General features: G+C 68.3%; 20 protein-coding genes and 1 pseudogene. 15 read left to right on the plus strand and 6 right to left on the minus strand.

Going from position 1 to position 20,068, the window contains the following annotated elements:
* Positions 1–34: 34 nt before the first annotated feature.
* Positions 35–271, minus strand: coding sequence for a hypothetical protein (locus tag C7H75_RS09510; RefSeq protein ID WP_022595121.1), 237 nt, complete (start codon positions 269–271; stop codon positions 35–37).
* 64 nt (positions 272–335) lie between these two features.
* Between C7H75_RS09510 and C7H75_RS09515 the strand changes: the two genes are divergently transcribed.
* The 7 genes and pseudogenes from C7H75_RS09515 to C7H75_RS09545 all read left to right on the plus strand — a co-directional run bounded on the left by C7H75_RS09515 (position 336) and on the right by C7H75_RS09545 (position 5,010).
* Positions 336–767 (plus strand): hypothetical protein, encoded by a 432-nt coding sequence (locus C7H75_RS09515; protein WP_022595123.1) that lies wholly within the window; start codon positions 336–338, stop codon positions 765–767.
* Positions 768–803: 36 nt separating this feature from the next.
* Positions 804–1,178: pseudogene (locus C7H75_RS09520) on the plus strand (MmyB family transcriptional regulator); the annotation flags it as partial.
* 428 nt (positions 1,179–1,606) lie between these two features.
* Positions 1,607–2,209 (plus strand): alpha/beta fold hydrolase, encoded by a 603-nt coding sequence (locus tag C7H75_RS09525; protein WP_232244931.1) that lies wholly within the window; start codon positions 1,607–1,609, stop codon positions 2,207–2,209.
* Positions 2,155–2,526 carry an alpha/beta hydrolase gene (locus tag C7H75_RS09530; RefSeq protein ID WP_022595130.1) on the plus strand — a complete coding sequence of 124 codons (372 nt, stop codon included), beginning with the start codon at positions 2,155–2,157 and terminating at the stop codon, positions 2,524–2,526. The genes C7H75_RS09525 and C7H75_RS09530 overlap by 55 nt, the downstream gene beginning before the upstream one ends.
* Positions 2,527–2,667: 141 nt before the next feature.
* Positions 2,668–3,192 (plus strand): WxL domain-containing protein, encoded by a 525-nt coding sequence (locus C7H75_RS09535; RefSeq protein WP_044990807.1) that lies wholly within the window; start codon positions 2,668–2,670, stop codon positions 3,190–3,192.
* Positions 3,193–3,266: 74 nt separating this feature from the next.
* Positions 3,267–4,232, plus strand: coding sequence for a COG1361 family protein (locus tag C7H75_RS09540; protein ID WP_022595134.1), 966 nt, complete (start codon positions 3,267–3,269; stop codon positions 4,230–4,232).
* Positions 4,233–4,311: 79 nt separating this feature from the next.
* Positions 4,312–5,010, plus strand: a complete 699-nt coding sequence (locus C7H75_RS09545; protein ID WP_022595136.1) for a methyltransferase domain-containing protein — start codon at positions 4,312–4,314, stop codon at positions 5,008–5,010.
* A gap of 13 nt (positions 5,011–5,023) precedes the next feature.
* On the opposite strand, the gene C7H75_RS09550 is transcribed toward C7H75_RS09545, so the two are convergent.
* The gene (locus C7H75_RS09550; protein ID WP_106852003.1) at positions 5,024–6,697 is read right to left on the minus strand and encodes a sulfatase family protein; all 1,674 of its coding nucleotides are present in this window, start codon (positions 6,695–6,697) and stop codon (positions 5,024–5,026) included.
* A gap of 211 nt (positions 6,698–6,908) precedes the next feature.
* Between C7H75_RS09550 and C7H75_RS09555 the strand changes: the two genes are divergently transcribed.
* From C7H75_RS09555 to C7H75_RS09580, 6 genes are read left to right on the plus strand one after another with little or no spacing between them, the layout of a single operon-like run.
* Positions 6,909–8,414 (plus strand): CoA-acylating methylmalonate-semialdehyde dehydrogenase, encoded by a 1,506-nt coding sequence (locus tag C7H75_RS09555; protein WP_106851285.1) that lies wholly within the window; start codon positions 6,909–6,911, stop codon positions 8,412–8,414.
* A gap of 4 nt (positions 8,415–8,418) precedes the next feature.
* A complete protein-coding gene (locus C7H75_RS09560) occupies positions 8,419–9,564 on the plus strand; it encodes an acyl-CoA dehydrogenase family protein (protein WP_005514068.1) in 1,146 nt (381 codons plus the stop codon).
* Positions 9,565–9,616: 52 nt separating this feature from the next.
* Positions 9,617–10,765, plus strand: a complete 1,149-nt coding sequence (locus C7H75_RS09565; RefSeq protein WP_064077026.1) for an acyl-CoA dehydrogenase family protein — start codon at positions 9,617–9,619, stop codon at positions 10,763–10,765.
* A complete protein-coding gene (locus C7H75_RS09570) occupies positions 10,762–11,838 on the plus strand; it encodes an enoyl-CoA hydratase/isomerase family protein (RefSeq protein ID WP_106851286.1) in 1,077 nt (358 codons plus the stop codon). Before C7H75_RS09565 ends, C7H75_RS09570 begins: the two co-directional genes overlap by 4 nt.
* Entirely contained in the window at positions 11,835–12,746 is a 912-nt protein-coding gene (mmsB, locus tag C7H75_RS09575; RefSeq protein ID WP_005514063.1) for a 3-hydroxyisobutyrate dehydrogenase, read from the plus strand. Before C7H75_RS09570 ends, mmsB begins: the two co-directional genes overlap by 4 nt.
* Positions 12,743–13,519, plus strand: coding sequence for an enoyl-CoA hydratase (locus tag C7H75_RS09580; protein ID WP_013415611.1), 777 nt, complete (start codon positions 12,743–12,745; stop codon positions 13,517–13,519). The genes mmsB and C7H75_RS09580 overlap by 4 nt, the downstream gene beginning before the upstream one ends.
* 63 nt (positions 13,520–13,582) lie before the next feature.
* Here the strand turns inward: C7H75_RS09580 and C7H75_RS09585 are convergent, their stop codons facing one another.
* Positions 13,583–14,479 (minus strand): alpha/beta fold hydrolase, encoded by an 897-nt coding sequence (locus tag C7H75_RS09585; RefSeq protein WP_106851287.1) that lies wholly within the window; start codon positions 14,477–14,479, stop codon positions 13,583–13,585.
* 194 nt (positions 14,480–14,673) lie between these two features.
* Between C7H75_RS09585 and C7H75_RS09590 the strand changes: the two genes are divergently transcribed.
* Positions 14,674–15,126: a MarR family winged helix-turn-helix transcriptional regulator gene (locus C7H75_RS09590; protein WP_013415613.1), complete on the plus strand. Its 453-nt coding sequence runs from the start codon at positions 14,674–14,676 to the stop codon at positions 15,124–15,126.
* Positions 15,127–15,174: 48 nt separating this feature from the next.
* Here the strand turns inward: C7H75_RS09590 and C7H75_RS09595 are convergent, their stop codons facing one another.
* Positions 15,175–15,711: a MarR family winged helix-turn-helix transcriptional regulator gene (locus C7H75_RS09595; protein WP_005514056.1), complete on the minus strand. Its 537-nt coding sequence runs from the start codon at positions 15,709–15,711 to the stop codon at positions 15,175–15,177.
* A 110-nt stretch (positions 15,712–15,821) separates the two neighbouring features.
* On the opposite strand from C7H75_RS09595, the gene C7H75_RS09600 reads away from it, so the two are divergent.
* The gene (locus tag C7H75_RS09600; protein WP_044990766.1) at positions 15,822–17,048 is read left to right on the plus strand and encodes an MFS transporter; all 1,227 of its coding nucleotides are present in this window, start codon (positions 15,822–15,824) and stop codon (positions 17,046–17,048) included.
* 3 nt (positions 17,049–17,051) lie between these two features.
* Here C7H75_RS09600 and C7H75_RS09605 read toward each other — a convergent pair whose 3' ends face one another.
* Complete coding sequence (locus tag C7H75_RS09605; protein WP_233281893.1) at positions 17,052–18,293, minus strand: multidrug effflux MFS transporter; 1,242 nt, start codon at positions 18,291–18,293, stop codon at positions 17,052–17,054.
* A 350-nt stretch (positions 18,294–18,643) separates the two neighbouring features.
* Positions 18,644–20,047 carry an alpha/beta hydrolase domain-containing protein gene (locus C7H75_RS09610; RefSeq protein WP_106851289.1) on the minus strand — a complete coding sequence of 468 codons (1,404 nt, stop codon included), beginning with the start codon at positions 20,045–20,047 and terminating at the stop codon, positions 18,644–18,646.
* Positions 20,048–20,068 lie beyond the last annotated feature (21 nt).

Here is a 20,068-nt window from a genome sequence, read left to right on the forward strand (position 1 = left end):
ACCTAGAGTGAATGCACGCCTCGCAGGGACGGTACTACCAGGCGGCCACTCGAGGTGTGTGGTATCGGTCGTCGCCGATCTCGCCGCGGGCCAGGCACTGTGCGAGGAGCTGCTCAGGAGTATCGGCGTGAGGATGGGGCGGCTGTGTGTCCGGGCGAGTACTCGAATGACTAATCACCGCGAGGACGATCAACACCCAGAACGCGATCATCGCGATGATCATGAGCGCGTAGCGCCACCCGTTCATGCTGTTGGCGGACCAGAACATCATCGGTGGGCCTCTGCATTGCGCCAGATTCGTAGCTCTTCAGGCAGCCCGCTCTACCTTCCCTTGATTGGCGTCCAGGTATGCCGAGGCGTTCTTTCAAGAACGCGATGTCCTTGTCCTGCTCGAGCATCTGCTTGCGGAGACCGGCGAGCTCGGTGCGTTCCGCTGCAGTCAACCGCTCATCACCGGTCGTAGTTGCTGCTTCGACCCGGTGGCGTTCGGCGGCGGCCCAGCGGCCGAGCAGACCTTCGAGAGTTCGACGATCAAGTTCGTGTGGCGGTGGGCTGGCCGTAACACAGTTGCCATGCCCGGCGATGAACCTGGGACAGAAGAACACGTGAGATCGAGGGAAGGCGCGCAGACAATGGGTTCGAACGATTTTGCAGCTCAGATCGGGAGTTGGCTCCGCGACGGCATGCTCGCTGGGAATCCGCTGGCAATTGCGGCGGCTGCGATCCTCGCGCCACTCGGCATGATCCTGGGATCGACGACCCTGTAGCTTCACCCCTACGCCCGACTGGGATCGCGTGTCACTCTGTCGGAGCCGCCCGTCAACGTGCTGCGCTTGAGCTTGCACCCGGACGGGATGGCGCCGCGGATCACGAACCTTGCCCAATGGCGCGCGCACGTGTTGCACCGGCTGGACCGGCAGATCGACGCGACGGGCGACGACGAACTGCGCCGGCTGCGCGTCGAGCTCACCGGGTACCCGGGCGGCGTCGACGCGACCGAGCCGGGGCCGTCGCTCGTCGTGCCGCTCCGGGTGCGCGCGGGCGATCACGATCTGTCGTTCGTCAGTACGACGACGGTCTTCGGGACGCCGCTCGACGTCGCGGTGTCCGAGCTCGCCATCGAGACGTTCTTTCCCGCCGACGCGGCCACGTCCGAGTACCTGGCAGCGCGCCGGTAGGCGGCCGACCAGCGCACTTTCGCGAGCCCTCCACCGTGGAACCGCGGCAATACAGGCGAGGGATTGGTGAGAATGCGTCGGACGGCGGTGTGGACGGGTATGGCGGTGCTCGGCGCCGGCGCGCTGACCGGGTGTGGCGGAGCCGTGGCCGCCGACACCGTTGCGTGGCAACCCTGCGCAGACCTGGCCGCGTACGTCACCGATCTCGGCGTGGACGAGGGCGTGGTCGATCGCCTGCAGTGCGCGTCGGTGGACGTCCCGCTGGACTACGACGACCCTGAAGGCCGGACGATCGAACTCGCGCTCAGCCGTGTCGTGGGAACCGATCCGGCCGCGCCCACGCTGTTCGTCAACCCCGGGGGCCCCGGTGTCGAGGGCCGCAGCATGGCGGCGGGATCGATCTGCGCGGTATCGGCTACTCGTCGCGCATCGAATGCGCTCAACCCGACGAGCCGGACACCCGCGACGACGAGAGCCTCGCCGGATACGCCGACAACATCGCAGCCGCCAACAGAGACTGCGTCGAGGCCGACCCGGAGTTCTTCGGTTCACTGACCACCGCGAACGCTGCCCGCGACGTCGACGCGGTTCGGGGCGCGCTGGGCCTGGACACGATCGACTTCCTCGGCGTCTCGTGGGGCACCGTCCTCGGCGCCGAACTGCAGTCGAGTTTCCCCGAGCACCTGCACCGGGTTGTCCTCGACAGCATGGACTACACCGGCACCTCGGCGGGCGACGCGCTGCGCGTGCTCGCGGCGGCCGACCCGGACGTTCCACCGGAGATGGTGCCCGACGCGGCCGCCCTCGGTGCCGGGGACGATGGTGGGGTCACCCCCGACGAACCCGATGTGCCGCCCGGTGACGCCCCGGCTCCCGACGACAACGACGCCCCGCTCGACCCGGCAACCACCGAGTTCCTCGCGCGCGCGTTCGGTCCGACGGCCGGAACCGCCTACATCTGCAACAGCCTCGACCCGTGGGCGACAGCACTGTCCAGCTCGCCGAACACCGGACGATCAATGCGGCGCTGAATCGAAATCCCCAGCGGCGCATCGAGTTCCCGGCCGACTCGGACGTGCCCGGTGTAAGTCTGTGCAGCGGTTGGCCGCTCGCTGCCGAGCTGACGGCCGTGGCGAACACCGGCACGGATCTGCTGATCATCGGACACCGGGACGAGTCGGTCACCCCATATGTGTGGGCGCTCGATGCGCAAGCCGCGATGGGCGGCCGGCTCCTGACAATCGAGGATGGTGTGCACGGGTCGACGGTGGGGTCGTCGTGTGGCTGGCTCGTCACCGATTTCCTCCGTGCAGGCCAGCTCTCGCAAGATGTGTGCGATCCGACCTGATCTCTTCTGGTCGACACCTGGAGTTGAAAGACCTTCCAGGACAGGTGTTTTCACATTCAACCAATCGACCGGTCGAGACTTTCGGTGTTAGGGTCCGTTTCATCCGTGTGCTGCCGGGGCGCACCTCACGAAGGAGTGATCATGCGGAAACAACTGGCAAGTTTCGGGGTGGCGGGGATCGCGGTCGCTGCCGCGTTGGTCGCTCCGGCCAACGCGAGTGCGGAGGACACCACCACAACCTTCGAACTCGTGGCCGGAGGGCTGAGCATCGCTCCTCAGGCCTCTGCCGCGCTCAACACCGCGCAGACCGGTGCATCGGACGTCCTCGGACTGTTGGGGGAGGTCACGGTCACCGACAGTCGCGGTAACAACGCGGGTTGGACAGTCACCGTGTCCTCGTCGGAGTTCGCGTTGGCTGCGGAGAGTGGTGATACCACGATTGCCGCGACTCAGGTGCAGTACAACCCCGGCACCGTCGAGCGCACGGGAACCGTGACGACGACCCCGTCGGCCGTCGCCGGACTCGATTCCGCCAAGACCGTGATCGCGGGTACTGCCGCGCGGGGCAACAACACCGCCAGCTGGAACCCCACGTTGACCGTCGGACTGCCGTCGGACGCTCTCGCCGGTGTCTACACCGGAACGGTTTCGACGTCCGTCGCCTGACCCGGAGATCGGTGTGGGTGCGGCGTCCCGCACCCCCTCCGATTCCCATCACCGCCCTGGGGGGATCTTTCAGAGTGCGCAGCTCTCATCACTGCACCAGTTTCGTCGCCCGGCGGATCGCGTCCGTCGCGGCTCTGATCAGCGCGTTCGCGCTGCTGGCGTCCGGATCGGCGATCTCCGCGGCCCAGTCGTCGCCGACACAGAACGAAGGCATCGGTGTGCGCCTGCTCGAGGCGCCGTCGAACAACGGAAGCGACCCGCGTGCGAGGGTGTACATCGTCGATCACCTCGCGCCGGGAACGACCATCAGCAGGCGATTCGAGGTTACGAACACCACGGGCGAGGCCGCCGATGTGCGGCTCTATCCTTCGGCGGCGGGGATCGACCGCGGCCAGTTCACCGGGGCGGCCGGTCAGGTCGCCAACGACCTGACGACTTGGACCTCGATCGCCCCCGCCCAAGTGCGGGTGGACGCACATTCCGCCGCCGGAGCCGTCGCCACCATCGCCGTACCGCAGGACGCGCCTCCGGGGGAGCAGTACGCGGTCCTGTGGGCCGAGGTCCGCTCGGCGCCGTCGCCGCAATCGCCGGTCGCACATTTCGCCATCGAGTCCCTGACCGCCGCACGGTCCGACGACGGCACGCCGGTCCTCGAGGCCAACGTCCGCAATACCGGTGGGCGGGCACTGGATCTGAAGGGCAGGCTGACGCTCGGCGACGGACCCGGCGGGCTCAACGCGGGTCCGTTCTCCGTCGAGGGAATCACCACGTTGGCGCCCGGTACTACCGGTGCTGTCACGGCGACACTGAACAAGGACATTCCGCCTGGCCCTTGGAACGCTTCGGTCACCCTCGAGAGTGGGTTGGTCGAGCGCAGTGCCGCAACGCAGATCACGTTCCCCGACTCCGGAAGCGCCGAGTTCGGCGTTCCAGGGTCGCGCCACCTCCCCGCCGTGTTCATCGGGTTGGGCGTCCTCGCGTTGATCGCGGGCGTCACCGCGATCGCGCTGCGCAGGCGGGCGAGGCGCAACAGCATTTGACGGCGGCTGGCGACCGAGTTCCGTGCCACCGGCCGGCTCGGGCAGGATACGTGCGAACCGCACTCACCCAGGAGTTGCCATGACGCACACGGACACCGAGAGCGCCGGAATCGGGCCGATGTTGATCTCGTCGCGTTCGTTCGACGAGTACGTAGCGATGTTCGCGCTGAGCTGCGACGACCTGACGGGCGCCGTTCTGGACTGCCCCGCCGGTGCGTCGTCGTTCACCGCGACCGGCCGCGCCCGCGGGATCGACGTCACCGCTTGCGACATCGCATACGCGGACACCTCGGCGTTGGCCGCGACTGCACGCGCCGAGACGATCCGCGGCAACAGCTACATCGCGCAGCGACCGGAACGGTTCGCGGGGAGCTTCTTCCGTGACGCCGAGCACCACCTCGAACACCGGCTCGCGTCGGTGGACCGGTTTGCCGAGGACCTGCAGGCACACCCCGAGATGTACGTCCCCGGAGCACTCCCCGCATTGCCGTTTCCGGACGGCTCCTTCGACCTGGTGCTGTCGTCGCACCTACTGTTCACGTACGCGGACCGACTGGATGTCGACGATCACGATCGGTCCCTCACCGAACTGCTCCGCGTCTCGGCGCGCGAGGTTCGGGTCTTCCCGCTGGTGCCGAGTGGGCGGACTGATCGATACGCCGGCCTGGGCGAGCTGCGTCGACGTCTCGACGCCCGGGACATCGCCCACGAAATACGTTCGGTCGCCTACGACTTCCAAAGCGGCGGCACCGAGATGCTGGTGTGCTCAGCGCGGTGACCGATCGCGGCCCCTACGAGCCGCCGACCGGGACCGCGCTGAGCCCGCGTGCCGGCGTCGTCCCACACCGCTCCATCACCTCGAACAGCTTCGCGTGCATTCGCATCGACTGCACCGGGTCGAAGTAGCCGAGGTTCAACGGATTCGCGCGGTTGTGCAGTTCCAGTGGGTCGGTCTGCAGGTCGTACATCTCGAACTGCGGCGGTGTGACACCGGCGGGGTCGAAGTATGCCGAGTACTTCCACCGGTGGTCGCGGATGGTGCGCATGTGGTTGGGCTGGGTGACGATGTTCTGGCCGTCCGGTGTCGCGCAGTTCTCATCGTCGTAGGTGAAGTGCAGGACGTCCTGTACCTCGGCGCTCGGCGCGGCCGGGTTGGCGGCGGCGTCGTCGACGATCGGCATGAGGTCGACGCCGCGGAAATCCCACGCGGCCCGGTCCGGGACGTCCGCGAGGCTCGCGAGGGTGGGCATGACATCGATCAGCGACGACAGCGCTGCGGTGTGGACGGGCTGCGGGAACAGCAGGGGATTGCTGATCACCAGCGGCACCCGCAAGGTCTCCTCGTATGCGTTGAACACCTTCTGCCGCAGGCCGCCGTGTGACATGCCCATCTCGCCGTGGTCCGAGATCCGGATCACCACCGTCGACTCCCGCATCCCTGGGCGGGATTCGAGCGCATCGAGTACCGCCCCGATGTGCTCGTCGACAACCTTGTGCATGTACGCGTAGAAGTTCACATAGTTGCGGGCGGCGTCCTGCCCGGGCAACGGACCCAGCCCGGCGGCGAGAAGCACCTGGGACTGGATCTGCGCGGTGGGCTTGAAGTTCCGGGCCAAGGCCTCGTCGTACGTCGGCGGCAGGTCGATGCCCTGCTCGAAGATTCCGGGCGCGTCCGAACCGTAGTTGTCGCAGGTGCCGTTGATGGCGTCCCACGTCTGGGGGTAGGCGAGCACGTCGTGCGGATTGACGAACGAGACGACGAGGGCGAACGGGCGATCGTCGTTCGGGTCGAGTCCCTGCAGGAACTCGACGGCTTCCGACGCGTACCGGCTGTCGAGGTCGGCGCAGCCACCGCCGAAGTGATCCGGGTCGGTGTCCTGGCCGCCTTCCGGTGGAAGCCAGCCCCGGAAGCCGTACGCCGCGACGTCCGCGCTCGACGGATCGCCGCCCTCCTCGCCCTTGCTCATGTGCCACTTGCCTCGGTAGTGCACGTTGTAGCCGGCCGAGTCGAGGAGCTTGGCCATGTTCTGAATGCCCAGCGGGAGGGTCGGTTCCGTCGGTGAGACGGTGCCACCTTCGGTGAGCGTCGCGGTCACGCCGTGCTGTGCGGGGTACAGGCCGGTGAAGAACGTGCTGCGACTCGGCGAGCACATTGCGGCATTGCAGCAGCAGCCGTCGAACGTGAGCCCGGTGTCCGCGAGACGCTTTCGGTTCGGCAGGTTCGTCTCCGCCCAGCCCTCGGGCCAGAACATCGGGGCCCGTTCCTGATCGGTGATGACGACGACGATGTTCGGCCGGTGCGGCAGCGCGCCGTGCCCGGCCGTCGGCGCCGGACGCGATGCCGCCGCACGCGCGCCCGCTCCCGCCATGCCGGCGACCAGCAGGGCGCCGGCGCCGCCGAGGAACGTCCGCCGGGAGAACGGGTGATCGACCGCGTCGAGTGTCGGTTGGCTCAGGGAGTCCATCTGCTGATCTCCGTCCGGGATGCGCTGAGATCCGGCGTTCGGATCGTCATTCTGTCCGAGGATCAGGGCTGCTACCTGGGGTTCGGGCAATTGTCGGGATCGCACCCTGGACTTGCATGGACTTCCAACTATAGGATGAGCGAGGAATGTCGAGGGTGACGTACGTCTCCTTCGTGGCTCTGTGGCGACCAGCAAAGGACGGGTTCGGGCAATGAGCGTTCGAGAGCTCTCTCACTTCATCGGCGGCAAGCGGATCCCGGGAACATCGGGCAGATTCGCCGACGTCTTCGATCCCAACACCGGGCAGGTGCAGGCGCGGGTGCCGCTCGCCGACCGGTCCGAGACCGAGGCGGCGATCGCGAACGCGGCGGATGCCCAGAAGGAGTGGGCGTCGTGGAACCCGCAGCGCCGCGCCCGCGTGCTGATGCGGTTCCTGCAGCTGATCCAGGAGGAGATGGATCCGCTGGCCCGGCTGCTCTCGTCCGAGCACGGCAAGACCATCCCGGACGCCAAGGGCGACATCCAGCGCGGCCTCGAGGTCGTCGAATTCGCCACCGGCATCCCGCACCTGCTCAAGGGCGAGTACACCGAGGGTGCCGGATCGGGCATCGACGTGTTCTCGATGCGGCAGCCGCTCGGTGTCGTGGCAGGCATCACGCCCTTCAATTTCCCGGCCATGATCCCGCTGTGGAAGGCCGCTCCCGCCCTGGCGTGCGGAAATGCGTTCGTGCTCAAGCCGTCCGAGCGTGACCCGTCGGTGCCGCTGCGCCTGGCCGAGCTGTTCCTCGAAGCGGGTCTGCCGCCGGGTGTGTTCAACGTCGTCAACGGCGACAAGGGTGCCGTCGACACCCTCCTCACCGATCCTCGGATCAAGGCCGTCGGCTTCGTCGGCTCCACCCCGATCGCCCAGTACATCTACGAGACCGCCGCCGCGCACGGCAAGCGCGCCCAGTGCTTCGGTGGCGCGAAGAACCACGCGATCGTGATGCCCGACGCCGACCTGGACCAGGTGGCCGACGCTCTGGTCGGCGCCGGCTACGGCTCTGCCGGTGAGCGCTGCATGGCGATCTCGGTCGCGGTTCCCGTGGGCGAGGAGACCGCGGATGCGCTCGTCGCCAAGCTCTCCGAGCGGGTCGCGAAGCTGCGGATCGGACGCTCCGACGACGAGACCGCCGATTTCGGACCCGTGGTGAGCAAGGATGCTCTCGACCGCGTCGACGGCTACGTGCAGATCGGCGTCGACGAGGGTGCCGAGCTGGTCATCGACGGCCGCGGCTTCACCCTCGAGGGTCACGAGAACGGATTCTTCGCCGGCGCAACACTGTTCGACCGCGTCACCCCCGAGATGCGGATCTACAAGGAGGAGATCTTCGGTCCCGTGCTGCTGGTGGTCCGCGCACACGACTACGAGGAGGCTCTGCGCCTGCCGACTGAGCACGAGTACGGCAACGGCGTCGCGATCTTCACCCGCGACGGCGACACCGCCCGCGACTTCTGCTCCCGCGTCGAGGTCGGCATGGTCGGCGTCAACGTCCCGATCCCGGTGCCGATCGCGTACCACACCTTCGGTGGCTGGAAGCGCTCCGGATTCGGCGACCTCAACCAGCACGGCCCAGACTCGATCCGCTTCTACACCAAGACCAAGACGGTGACGCAGCGCTGGCCCTCCGGGTTCAAGGAGCACGCGGACCACTTCGTCATTCCGACGATGGACTGACGCGGTGAAGAGGTACGTGCCGAGCTGGCACGACGACGAGGTTCGGGCGCTCTCCGAGCTCGCGGCCGGATTCTTCGAGCGCGAGGTCGTCGCCCACAACGAGAAGTGGGAAGCCCAGCGCCACATCGACCGCGACGTGTGGCGGACCGCCGGCAAGTTGGGGCTGCTCTGTTGCTCGATTCCCGAGGAGTACGGCGGCGGCGGAGGCACGTTCGCGCACGATCTCGCGGTGTTCGAGGCGCAGGGCTACGCGGGTGATCTGGCGTTCGGGGTGTCGGTGCACAGCGGCATCGTCGCGCACTACGTCAACGAGTACGGCACCGAGGAGCAGAAGCGGACCTGGCTGCCCGGGATGGCGTCCGGGGAGATCCTCGGGGCGATCGGAATGACCGAACCGGGCGCCGGATCCGATCTCAAGGCAATCCGGACGACGGCCGTGCGCGACGGCGACCACTATGTCGTCAACGGCTCGAAGACGTTCATCACCAACGGTTCTTCCGCCGACATGATCGTGCTGGCGGTGAAGACCGACCCGAAGGCCGGTGCCAGGGGTGTGTCGCTGCTGATCGTCGACCTGCGGGACTGCCCCGGCTTCACGGTGGGGCGGGTGCTCGACAAGGTGGGCCAGCACGCCGCGGACACCTCCGAGCTGTCGTTCGTCGATGTGAAGGTGCCGGTGTCGAACCTGTTGGGCGAGGAGGGGCAGGGCTTCGGCCAGCTGATCGCCCAACTCGTCCAGGAACGTCTGATCATCGCGGCGCAGGCGTCGGGGGCGATGAACCGAGCGGTCGAGGAGACCGTCGCGTACGTCAAGTCCCGGCAGGCGTTCGGGCACAGCCTGTTCGAGTTCCAGAACACGGCGTTCGAACTCGCCGAGTGCCAGACGATCGCGCGCACGTGCGAGGTGTTCCTCGATCACTGCATCCAGGAGCACCTGCGCGGCGAACTCGACGCGGCCGAGGCGGCGATGGCCAAGTACTGGCTCACCGACAAGCAGTGCGAGGTCGTCGACCGCTGCGTGCAGCTGCACGGCGGCTACGGATACATGCGCGAGTACCTCGTGGCCCGCATGTACGAGGACGCACGGGTGCAGAAGATCTACGCCGGTGCCAACGAGGTCATGAAGGGGATCATTGCGAAATCCCTCTGACGACCGCGGCCACCACGTCATCGACGATGACGACGAAGCAGGAGTGAAGGCAATGTTCAGACTTTCCGACGACGAGCGTGCGATCAGCGACACCGCACGCGACTTCGCCGCGGAATACCTGGCGCCGGGCGCCATCGAGTGGGACCAGAACAAGCATTTCCCGGTCGATGTGCTGCGCAAGGCAGGTGCACTCGGCATGGGTGGCATCTACATCCGCGAGGACGTCGACGGCTCCGGTCTCACCCGGCTCGACGGCGTCCGGATCTTCGAGCAGCTCGCGACGGGCTGCCCGTCGATCGCCGCCTACATATCGATCCACAACATGGTCACGTGGATGATCGACGAGTTCGGTGACGACGAGCAGCGACGGCGCTGGGTGCCCGGTCTGGCGTCGATGGAGCAGCTCGGCAGCTACTGCCTCACCGAGCCCGGTGCGGGATCCGACGCGGCAGCCCTGTCCACCAAGGCTGTTCGGGACGGCGACGACTATCTGCTCACCGGCGTCAAGCAGTTCATCTCCGGCGCGGGTACGTCCGACGTCTACGTCGTCATGGCCCGCACGGGCGCGGCGGGAGCCCGCGGCATCTCGGCGTTCATCGTCCCGAAGGACACGCCCGGGCTGTCGTTCGGTGCCAACGAGAAGAAGATGGGCTGGAACGCCCAACCCACCCGGCAGGTGATCCTGGACCAGGTGCGGGTGCCGGCGGCGAACCTGCTCGGCGGGGAGGGCGAGGGTTTCCGCATCGCGATGAAGGGGCTCAACGGCGGCCGGCTGAACATCGCCGCCTGCTCGGTGGGTGGCGCGCAGGCCGCGCTGGACAAGGCCGTCGCGTACCTCGCGGAACGAAAGGCGTTCGGGACGGCGCTCGTCGAGTCGCAGGCGCTGCAGTTCCGCCTCGCCGACATGCGGATCGAACTCGAGGCCGCCCGCACCCTGCTGTGGCGGGCCGCGGACGCGCTCGACGCGGACAGTGCCGACAAGGTGGAGCTGTGCGCGATGGCGAAGCGGTTCGCGACGGACACCGGCTTCACGGTCGCGAACGAGGCGCTGCAGCTGCACGGTGGTTACGGCTATCTGGCGGAATACGGATTGGAGAAAATCGTGCGAGATCTGCGGGTGCACCAGATCCTGGAGGGCACCAACGAGATCATGCGGGTCGTCGTGGCCCGTGCGGTGGTCGGATCGGCCGGCGCGGCATGAGCGACATCGATGAACCCGAGGTTCTGGTCGAACGGGTCGGCGCTCTCGGCCGGATCACCCTCAATCGGCCGAAGGCGATCAACGCGCTGAATCACCCGATGGTGCGGTCGATGGCGGCGGCACTGCTGGAGTGGGCCGACGACGATGCCGTCGACGCCGTGCTGCTCACGGGAGCGGGGGAGCGCGGCCTGTGCGCGGGCGGCGACATCGTGTCGATCTACCACGACGCCCGAGACGGCGGGAGTGGGTCGAAGGACTTCTGGCGGGACGAGTACGTCCTCAACGCCGCGATCGCCCGCTACCGCAAGCCGTACGTCGCGATCATGGACGGCATCGTGATGGGCGGCGGTGTCGGCGTCTCGGCGCACGGCAACGTCCGGGTCGTCACCGAGCGGTCCACGATCGGAATGCCCGAGGTGGGCATCGGATTCGTGCCCGACGTCGGCGGCACGTACCTGCTGTCGCGGGCGCCCGGCGAACTCGGCACCCACGTCGCGCTCACGACGGCACGGATGTCGGCCGGCGACGCGATCGCGTGCGGTTTCGCCGACCACTTCGTGCCGTCGGACCGGGTCGGCGAGTTCGAACAGGCGCTGGCCGGGGGCTCCGTCGAGGACGCACTCGCCCGGTTCGCGCAGCCTGCCCCCGCGTCGGAGCTGGCAGCGCAGCGGGGCTGGATCGACGCCGCGTACGCCGCCGAGACGGTCGAGGAGATCGTCGCGAACCTGCGGGCGAGCGACGTCCCCGAGGCGCGGGCCGCGGCCGAACAGATCCTGGCGAAGTCCCCGACCGCGGCGAAGGTGACGTTGCGGGCACTGCGCCACGCCCGCACCCTCGACACGCTCGAGGCCGTCCTCGACGAGGAGTACCGGGTGTCGTTGGCGTGCCTGGAATCCCACGATCTCGTGGAGGGCATCCGCGCGCAGGTGGTAGAGAAGGACCGTAACCCCGCATGGTCGCCGTCGTCCCTCGAGGCGGTCACCGATGAACTAGTGGATCGATTCTTCGAGCCGCTCGGCGAGGCCGAACTGGGACTGGCCGCAGCGCTCGTGAGTGGGGAGGAAGCGCGATGAGCACGAACGACATCACCGTCGGATTCGTCGGTCTCGGCCACATGGGCGGTCCGATGGCGGCCAATCTCGCGAAGGCCGGATACGTCGTGAAGGGCTTCGATCTGGTGCCGGCGGCGCTCGAGCAGGCCCGGCGCGACGGCATCACGGTCGTGGACTCCGCCGCGCTGGCGGCCACCGACGCGGACGTCGTCGTCACGATGTTGCCCAGCGGCAAGCACGTCCTCGACCTGTACGAGGGCGGTCTGCTCACCGCCGCGCGGCAGGGCACGCTGTTCGTCGACAGTTCGACGATCGACGTCGCCGACGCCCGAGCGGCCCACGAACTGGCCGAGCAGGCCGGACATCGCAGCGTCGACGCGCCCGTGTCGGGTGGAGTGATGGGGGCGGCGGCCGGAACGCTCGCCTTCATGGTCGGCGGCGCCGACGAGGACTTCGAGGCCGCCCGGCCGCTGCTCGAGGTGATGGGCCGCAAGGTGGTGCACTGCGGCGGCCCCGGCGTGGGTCAGGCCGCGAAGATCTGCAACAACATGATCCTCGGCGTCTCGATGATCGCGATCAGCGAAGCATTCGTGCTGGGGGAGAAGCTCGGACTGAGCAACCAGGCGCTGTTCGACGTCGCATCGAACGCGTCCGGTCAGTGCTGGGCGCTCACCACCAACTGCCCGGTGCCGGGACCCGTCCCGGCGAGCCCCGCCAACAACGACTACCAGCCGGGATTCGCGGCCGCCCTCATGGACAAGGACCTCGGGCTCGCCGCGAACGCGCTGCGCGCCAACGGCGTCGACGCCGAACTCGGTATGCGCGCCGCGGAGCTGTACCGGCGCTTCCACGAGACCGGGCACGGCGGCGAGGACTTCTCGGCCATCATCAGGGACATCAGGGACAGATCGAACGGAGAGACTCGATGACGGACTACCAGACGATTCAGGTCGGGCGCACCGGCCGCGTCGGCATGATCACCCTCGACCGGCCGAAGGCGCTCAACGCCCTCAACGCGCAGCTGATGTCGGAGATGGTCTCGGCCGTCGAGGACTTCGAGAAGGACCGGAGCATCGGCTCGATCCTGATCACCGGGTCGGAGCGGGCGTTCGCAGCCGGCGCCGACATCAAGGAGATGCAGTCCAAGTCGTTCATGGACATGTACCTCGACGACTGGTTCTCGGCGTGGGATCGTATCGCCGCGGCCCGCAAGCCGATCGTCGCCGCGGTCGCCGGTTACGCGCTCGGCGGCGGCTGCGAGCTGGCGATGATGTGCGACGTGCTGATCGCCGCCGACTCGGCCAAGTTCGGCCAGCCCGAGATCAAGCTCGGTGTGCTGCCCGGAATCGGTGGCTCGCAGCGACTCACCCGCGCCATCGGCAAGGCCAAGGCGATGGACCTGTGTCTCACGGGCCGGACGATCGACGCCGAGGAGGCAGAGCGCGCCGGTCTCGTCTCCCGGATCGTTCCGGCGATCGACCTGCTCGACGAGGCCATCGCGACCGCGTCGAAGATCGCGGACATGTCGTTGCCGATCGCGATGATGGTCAAGGAGTCGGTGAACCGGGCGTTCGAATCGACGCTGTCCGAGGGCGTCCGGTTCGAGCGACGCGTGTTCCACTCGGCCTTCGCTACGCAGGATCAGAAGGAAGGCATGGCCGCGTTCACCGAGAAGCGGGATCCGAGTTTCGGCCACCACTGAGTGAGCTACCGAGCCACTTCTCGGCCCCTGTCGCGCACGAGCGTGGCAGGGGCCGAAAAGTTCTCAGCGGAGGAGGAACTCGAGCGCCACCCGCTCGAACGCCTCTTCGGCCTCCACCATCACCCAGTGCCCGCAGTTGGGAAAGACGTGCAATTCGGCATGCGGCACAAGCCGTAGCGGAACGAGGGGCATATCCGGCGGGCACTGCCGGTCGTCGAGGCCCCATGTGAACAACGTGGGGCACTGGATCTTCCGCATCATCGACCAGTACGGCGGGGCCTCGGACGCCTCGAGTGCCCGCTGCTGGGCGGCGCCCGCTGCGGAGCCGTACATCGCGGCGAGCGTCTCGTGGGAGGAGGGAGCCATCGCCGCCTCCCAGCGCTCGTCGACGCGCTCGTCCGTGACCAGCGCGGGGTCGTAGACCATGCAGTCGAGCCACCGCACCAGCTTCTCGCGACTGGGGTCGTCGGCGAAGTCCCGGAGCAGGCGGGTGCCTTCACTCGGAGCCTGGCTGAAGATGTTGGGGCCCACTCCGCCGATCGTGATCAGCTTCTCGACCCGCGCGGGATGCTGCATCGCCACCTGCGCACCGACGACTCCGCCCATCGAATTGCCGATGATCGCGGCGGATTCGATCCCGAGGGCGTCCATGAACCGCGGCACCGACTCGGTTGCGGCGCGGACGGGATGTCCTTCGACAGGATCGCTGATTCCGAAGCCGGGAAACTCGAGCACGTAGCAGTGGAAGTGCTCGGCGAACACAGCCAGGTTCCCTCTGTAGTTACGCCAACCGCTCACGCCGATTCCGGAACCGTGCAGCAACAGCAATGGCGGTCCGTCGCCCGCCTCGTGGTAGCGCAACACGCCTGCGTCGGTGACGACCTCCCGCTTCGTTCCCTCGAAGCTGAGATCTGTGCCGTTTGCGCGCGTGTCCGTGGCGTGGACCCCTCGTCGGTTCATCTGTTCGCCCTCCCTCGGTCGCTGCCCCGCGACTCCGACTCGGTGCCGGTGGACGAACCATAACAACATTCTGTCATGTCTATGTGTACGTTCTTGATTAATGATTCGTTCACTCTTGCGTCCAGATGTGGGCGCAGCGGGGAGTCGCAGTACTCTGTCGAGACCGAGAAGGTGGACGCGGAGGAGTGGAGTAGTTGACGGAGGACGCTGCCATCGATCGCCTGTCCGAGGTGCTCGACGACCGGATCGGCACGCGTATCCGGCACATCGCGCGGATGATCATCGACGCGAAGGCGGCTGCGCTTCGTCCGCTCGGAATCACTGTGCCGCAGTACTCGACGCTTCTGGCGGTCAAGCACCTGGAGCCGAGTTCGGCCGCGCAGCTCGCGCGTGCCGGACTGGGGACGCCGCAGTCGCTGGCGACGATGCTGTCGACGCTCGAGGGCAAAGGGCTCGTCAGCCGTCGCGCGTCCCCCATGCATCAGAAGCTCGTCGAGGTGCGTCTGACCGCGCTCGGCGCGAAGACGGTCGACGAGGCGGACGAACTGGCTGCAGATATCGAGGCCCGGCTGCGGGAGGCGATCGGCGAGGACCTGTTCGAGGGCGTCGTCAGGATCGAGCAGATCGCGGGCGAGCTCCTGCATTAGCCGCCCAGGCGATCGGGTCGGGCGCCGCGGGCTGGTCGACCGACGGCGTCAGTGCCACCGGCCCGGCCGGTCGCCGGTGTCGAAATCGCCTGCTTTCGAACGCAGTTCGGTGAGGATGCGCACCAGTGAGTCCAGCTTGTCGGGGGAAAGGCCGGGGTCGGCGAACACCTTCTCGTTGAGCGCCTCGGTCGCTCGTCGTGAGATGTCCCGCCCGTCGTCGGTGATCTCGATCAGGGTCGCCCGGCGGTCGGTGGGGTGGGGGACGCGGCGAACCAGGCCCGCGTTCTCGAGGCGATCGACCGCGTTGGTGACGCTGGTCGGGTGCACCTGCAGGCGGGCGCTCGCCTTCGCCATCGGCAGCGCGCCGCTGCGGGTGAAGGTGAGCAGCGTCAGCAACTCGTACCGCGAGAACGTGAGTCCGAAAGGCTTGAGGGCCTCGTCGACCCGCGCCATCATGATCTGCTGCGCGCGCACCACCGACGTCACTGCGGCCATTCCGTCGGCGACGGCACCCCAGCCGTGCTCGGTCCACTGACGGTGCGCTTCCTCGATCGGGTCCAGAGGCAGGGGTGACGGCGACGGCATGCCCCGATCATCCCATGCAGGCCCGACCGGCCCGCGTACCCGGCACGGTACTTCCGGTGACCGGTTCCCGATACGTGGTCCGGTCGTGACCGCGGCTAACGTCTGACGTCATGGCGCAGCATACGAGCGAGTCCGGCTCGCCCCGAGTCGAGCCGGCAGTGCCCACCCGAACCCCGTGGGGGCAGCACTCGTTGCTGCACGCGATCTTCTTCCTCATGGGCGGCGAGCTGTTCCTCATCTCTCCGCTGCTCCCGACCATCGCCGACGACCTCGGGACCAGTATTCCGGCGACGGCGCTGGTGGTGACGGCCTACGGGCTCACGTACGCGGTGGCGAGTCCTCTGCTCGGTGCGCTCGCCGAGCACGTGGCGCGCCGACGCGTCATCCTCGCCGGGGTCGCGGTGATGGTTCTCGGGGAGGTGCTCTGCGTGGTCGCGCCCACGCTGACGTTCCTGGTGGGGGCGCGCATGGTCGGCGGCGTCGGCGGCGCCCTGATGGGTCCCGCGATCTGGGCGTTCCTGGCCGAGACGGCGGTGCCGCGGGAACGCGGCCGGGCCATCTCGCGTGGCGCCGCGGCGTACGCGGGCGGTCAGATCGTCGGGGTGCCGTTGGGCACGCTCGTCGCCGCGAGCCTCGACTGGCGGTGGGCTTTCGCCGGAGTCGCCCTCGTGCTCGTCGGTGTCGGAGTCTCCATCGCCGTGCGCCTCCGGGAGCCCGAGCGCACGGTGGTGCGTCCGGACGGCGCCCGCACGGCCCTCGCGACGTCGTTCCGGTTGTGGGGAAACCGGACCTTCCGGTTGATCATGTTCGGAAACCTCTTCGCGCAGGCGGCCCGCCTGGGCACGTACGCGTTCGCGGGCGCGCTCTTCGCGACCCGCTTCGGGCTCAGCACCGAAACTCTCGGATTCGTCGGGGCGCTGGTCGGCATCGGATCCTTCTCGGGTTCCCTCGTCGCCGGCCCCCTGGTCGACCGGTGGCGAGCCGCCGGTCGAGCCGAGTCGGTGCTCTGCATCGGCTGGGGCGGGCTGCTCGCCGCGGCTCTGGCCCTCGCGGTGTTCGCGCCGACGAGCTGGGCGAGCATCGTGGGATTCATGCTCGCGTTCGCAGCGGGCTCGGCGTTCTTCAGCACCGGTCAGGTACTGCTGACGACGGAACTCGCGGAACGCCGCGCCGGCGCGGTGTCGTGGAACAACTCCGCGATGTACGTAGGCACGGCCGTCGGTACCGCGGTCCTCGGTGCACTGGGATTCGGCACCACCGGATTCGCGATCGGAGCCGTCGTCTTCGCGCTCGCCGCGACCGCGTCCAGCGCCATCCTCTCGCTGCGCCGCCGCTGATCGCTACGACGTCCGCGCCGCCGCGAACATGGTGACCAGGGCGACGGCGAGGCACACGGTCATGCTCGCCAAGAGGGCGGTGTCGGTGTTTCCCAACAGCCCGACCAGGGGAGCGACCACGGCGCCGACGGCGTACTGCATCGAACCGAGCAGGGCCGCTGCGGTTCCCGCGGCCTCGCCGTGGCGGGTCAGCGCGAGCGCGGGGGCGTTGGGGAGCACGAAGCACACGGCGCCCAGCATGATCCACAGTGCGGCGACGAAGCCGGGCAGGCCGCCGATCTGGAAGTGGGCCACAACGACGGCGACGATGCCGAACGTGACGGCGGCCGTGAGCGAGGCCTGCACGATCTGCTGGGGCGACCAGCGGCGCAGCAACCGCACATTGAGCTGCGTCGCACCGATCATCGAGAAGGCGCCCGCGCTGAAGACGATCGCGAACTGCTGCTGATCGAGGCCGAACTGGTCCTGGTACACGAACGGGGCGCCGGAGACGTAGGCGAAGAGGGCGGCCATCACGATGCTCGACGCGAAGGTGAGCGCTACGAAGGTGCGGTCGCGCAGCAGCGCCCGGTAGGTGCGCACCACCGGCAGCAGTCCGCCCGGCCGACGCCGCTCGCGCGGAAGGGTTTCCGGTAGCGCGAGGACGGCGACCAGTGCGATGGAAACCCCGACGAGCGCGAGGACCACGAAGATCCCACGCCAGTCCAGGGCGACCAGCAGCGCCCCGCCCACGCTGGGCGCGATCACCGGCGCGACGCCGAGGACCAGCATCAGGCGTGAGATGACGACGGCGACGGCCCTGTCGGAGAACAGGTCCCGCACCATCGCCATCGTCACGACGGCGGCCGCGGCCGCTCCGACGCCCTGGAGGACGCGTACTGCGCCGAGCATCGCGATGCTCGTGGCGAACACGGCGACGAGCGAACTGGCGACGTGCAGCGCGATGCCGGCGACGAGAGGACGCTTGCGGCCCAGACTGTCCGAGAGCGGCCCGATGACCAGCTGTCCGAGCGCCAGTCCGACGAGAGTGCCGGTGATCGTGAGTTGGGCCCCCGACGCGGTCGAGTCGAGTGCGGCCGCGATGTCGGGGAGCGCGGGCAGGTACATGTCGATCGCGAAGGGGCCCAGCGCCGTCATGGTGCCGAGCGCCACGATCGTGCCCAGTCCTGCCCTGGCCCCACCGGTGGGTGGGGCTGTCGGCGCCCCGCCGTGGGCCGGCGATGGGGGTGTCTCGTCGACAGTCATGCACCGACGATGGCGGATCGCGCCGTTGTGACGCGAGTCGCTTCCCGGCGGGCGGAAGCCCTGTCGACGCACGACGGGCCGGATCGATGAATCCGGCCCGTCGAAGTGCGTCGAGTCAGCTCATCGAGCTGAGCTGCTCGATGAGGGGGAGGATGGTCTTGACGATGTCGATGACGGCGCTGATCGTGCTGAACGAACCCATGTTTCAGTCCTCTGGGGTGGTGGTGGATGTGGCCCGACGCCACTGGCGGTAAAGCTAGCAGGAGAGTGGTCGGTTTGTGCACTTTACGAAGAAGGCGTTGGACGTTTGTCCAGGACGGCGGTTGCGGGCAACTCCGCGTGCGCGATTCTCAGCCTCCGACATGGTTGCCGCGCGCGGCGGACACGAGCGCTCGGCCGTCCTCGAAGCGCAGGAATCCCCGCGCGACGGAGCGCTCGGTGGCCTCCGCGAACTTCGTCACGTAGGTGTCCTGGTCCGGATACAGCGAGGCCAGGACGTCGGCTCCGAGTGGGGTGGTCGCGCCGTTGTTCGGGACGTGGACGGTCTCGCCGGTCAGCGAGGCGACGGGCACATCGACGTGAGGAGTGCGCACTCCGCCGCGGGCATTGCCGAACTCGTCACGCACGATGGCCGTGTCCGTGGTGTCGATCGGATCCGCCGACGGGGGAGCGGTCCCGTCCGCGACCCACGTGTTGAGCGAACGCAGCGCAGCTGCCACCACCGCGGCCTGCGGACCGTCGTTCACCAGCGGAATCAGCGCTCCGAGATCCCTGATCGTTCCGAACTGGGCGGTGTACTGCGGGTACAGGATTCGCAGGGCGTGGGCGTCGGAGTGTGCCGTGCCCGCGATCTCCCAGGTTCGGATCCGCTCGCTGTCGGGCTGGCGGGCGGCGACGAACGACCCCGGGCCGGGACCGCCGCCGAGCTCGAAGAGCTCCGTCTCGGTGACCACCTGGAAGACCGGCACGTCGAGATCCGTGCGCACGCGCGCCGGCGACACCACCCGTGGCCCGTCCGGGCCGTCGAGCTTCGGCAGGCCCGTGCCGGCGCCGATCGGCGCACCGAAACCGGCGCGGCTGTGCACGAACATGCCGTCGAACACCCGGGCGAGAGGATGGATGGCGTTGGCGTAGGTCAGCATTCGCATCGCGGACTGGGACTGGCCGACCGCAAGCAGTCGCTCGACCACCAGCCCCGCGAGCGGGTCCGCACCGCGCGGTGCCCGGAGTGCGGCCCCCGCCTGCGAGAAGATGTCGTAGGAGTAGGCGTCGCCGGGGTGGTGCAGGGGTCCGTATCGCTGCGGATCCCACGCCTTGAGCCCCACCACGTTCGGGCCCAGCGGGCTGCCGCCGGTGCTGTTGACGCCGGCGGCCTGCGCGGACACCCCCACCCACGCGTAGCCCTGCAGCAACTCCGAGTGCATGTAGCCGAAGTCGACGTCCACATCGACGTTGCCACTCACGTTGAGCCATTCGACCACGACGGTGCCGTTGAACCGGCTGCGGTCCGACGGCACCCGCACCAGCAGGCGGGTTCGGTACGGCGCCTGGCCGGCCTCCGCGACCGACCAGTGGCCGTCCGAATCCCACCTGCCGTCCTCGCGATACGCCGTCGCGGTACCGCTCAGGAAGAACTCCTGTTCGGTGTATCCCGCGGCGGCGAGGTCGACTGCGGTCGAGGTTCCGGGCGAGCTGCGCATGCCGTCCGGAAGGCGGTCCTGTTCGGAATCGAATCGTCTTGCGTGCAGGAACATTCGGATCGGGCCTCTCTGACA

The sequence above is a fragment of the Rhodococcus (subgen. Prescottella) equi genome, assembly GCF_003013675.1.
Taxonomy (GTDB): Bacteria; Actinomycetota; Actinomycetes; order Mycobacteriales; family Mycobacteriaceae; genus Prescottella; species Prescottella equi.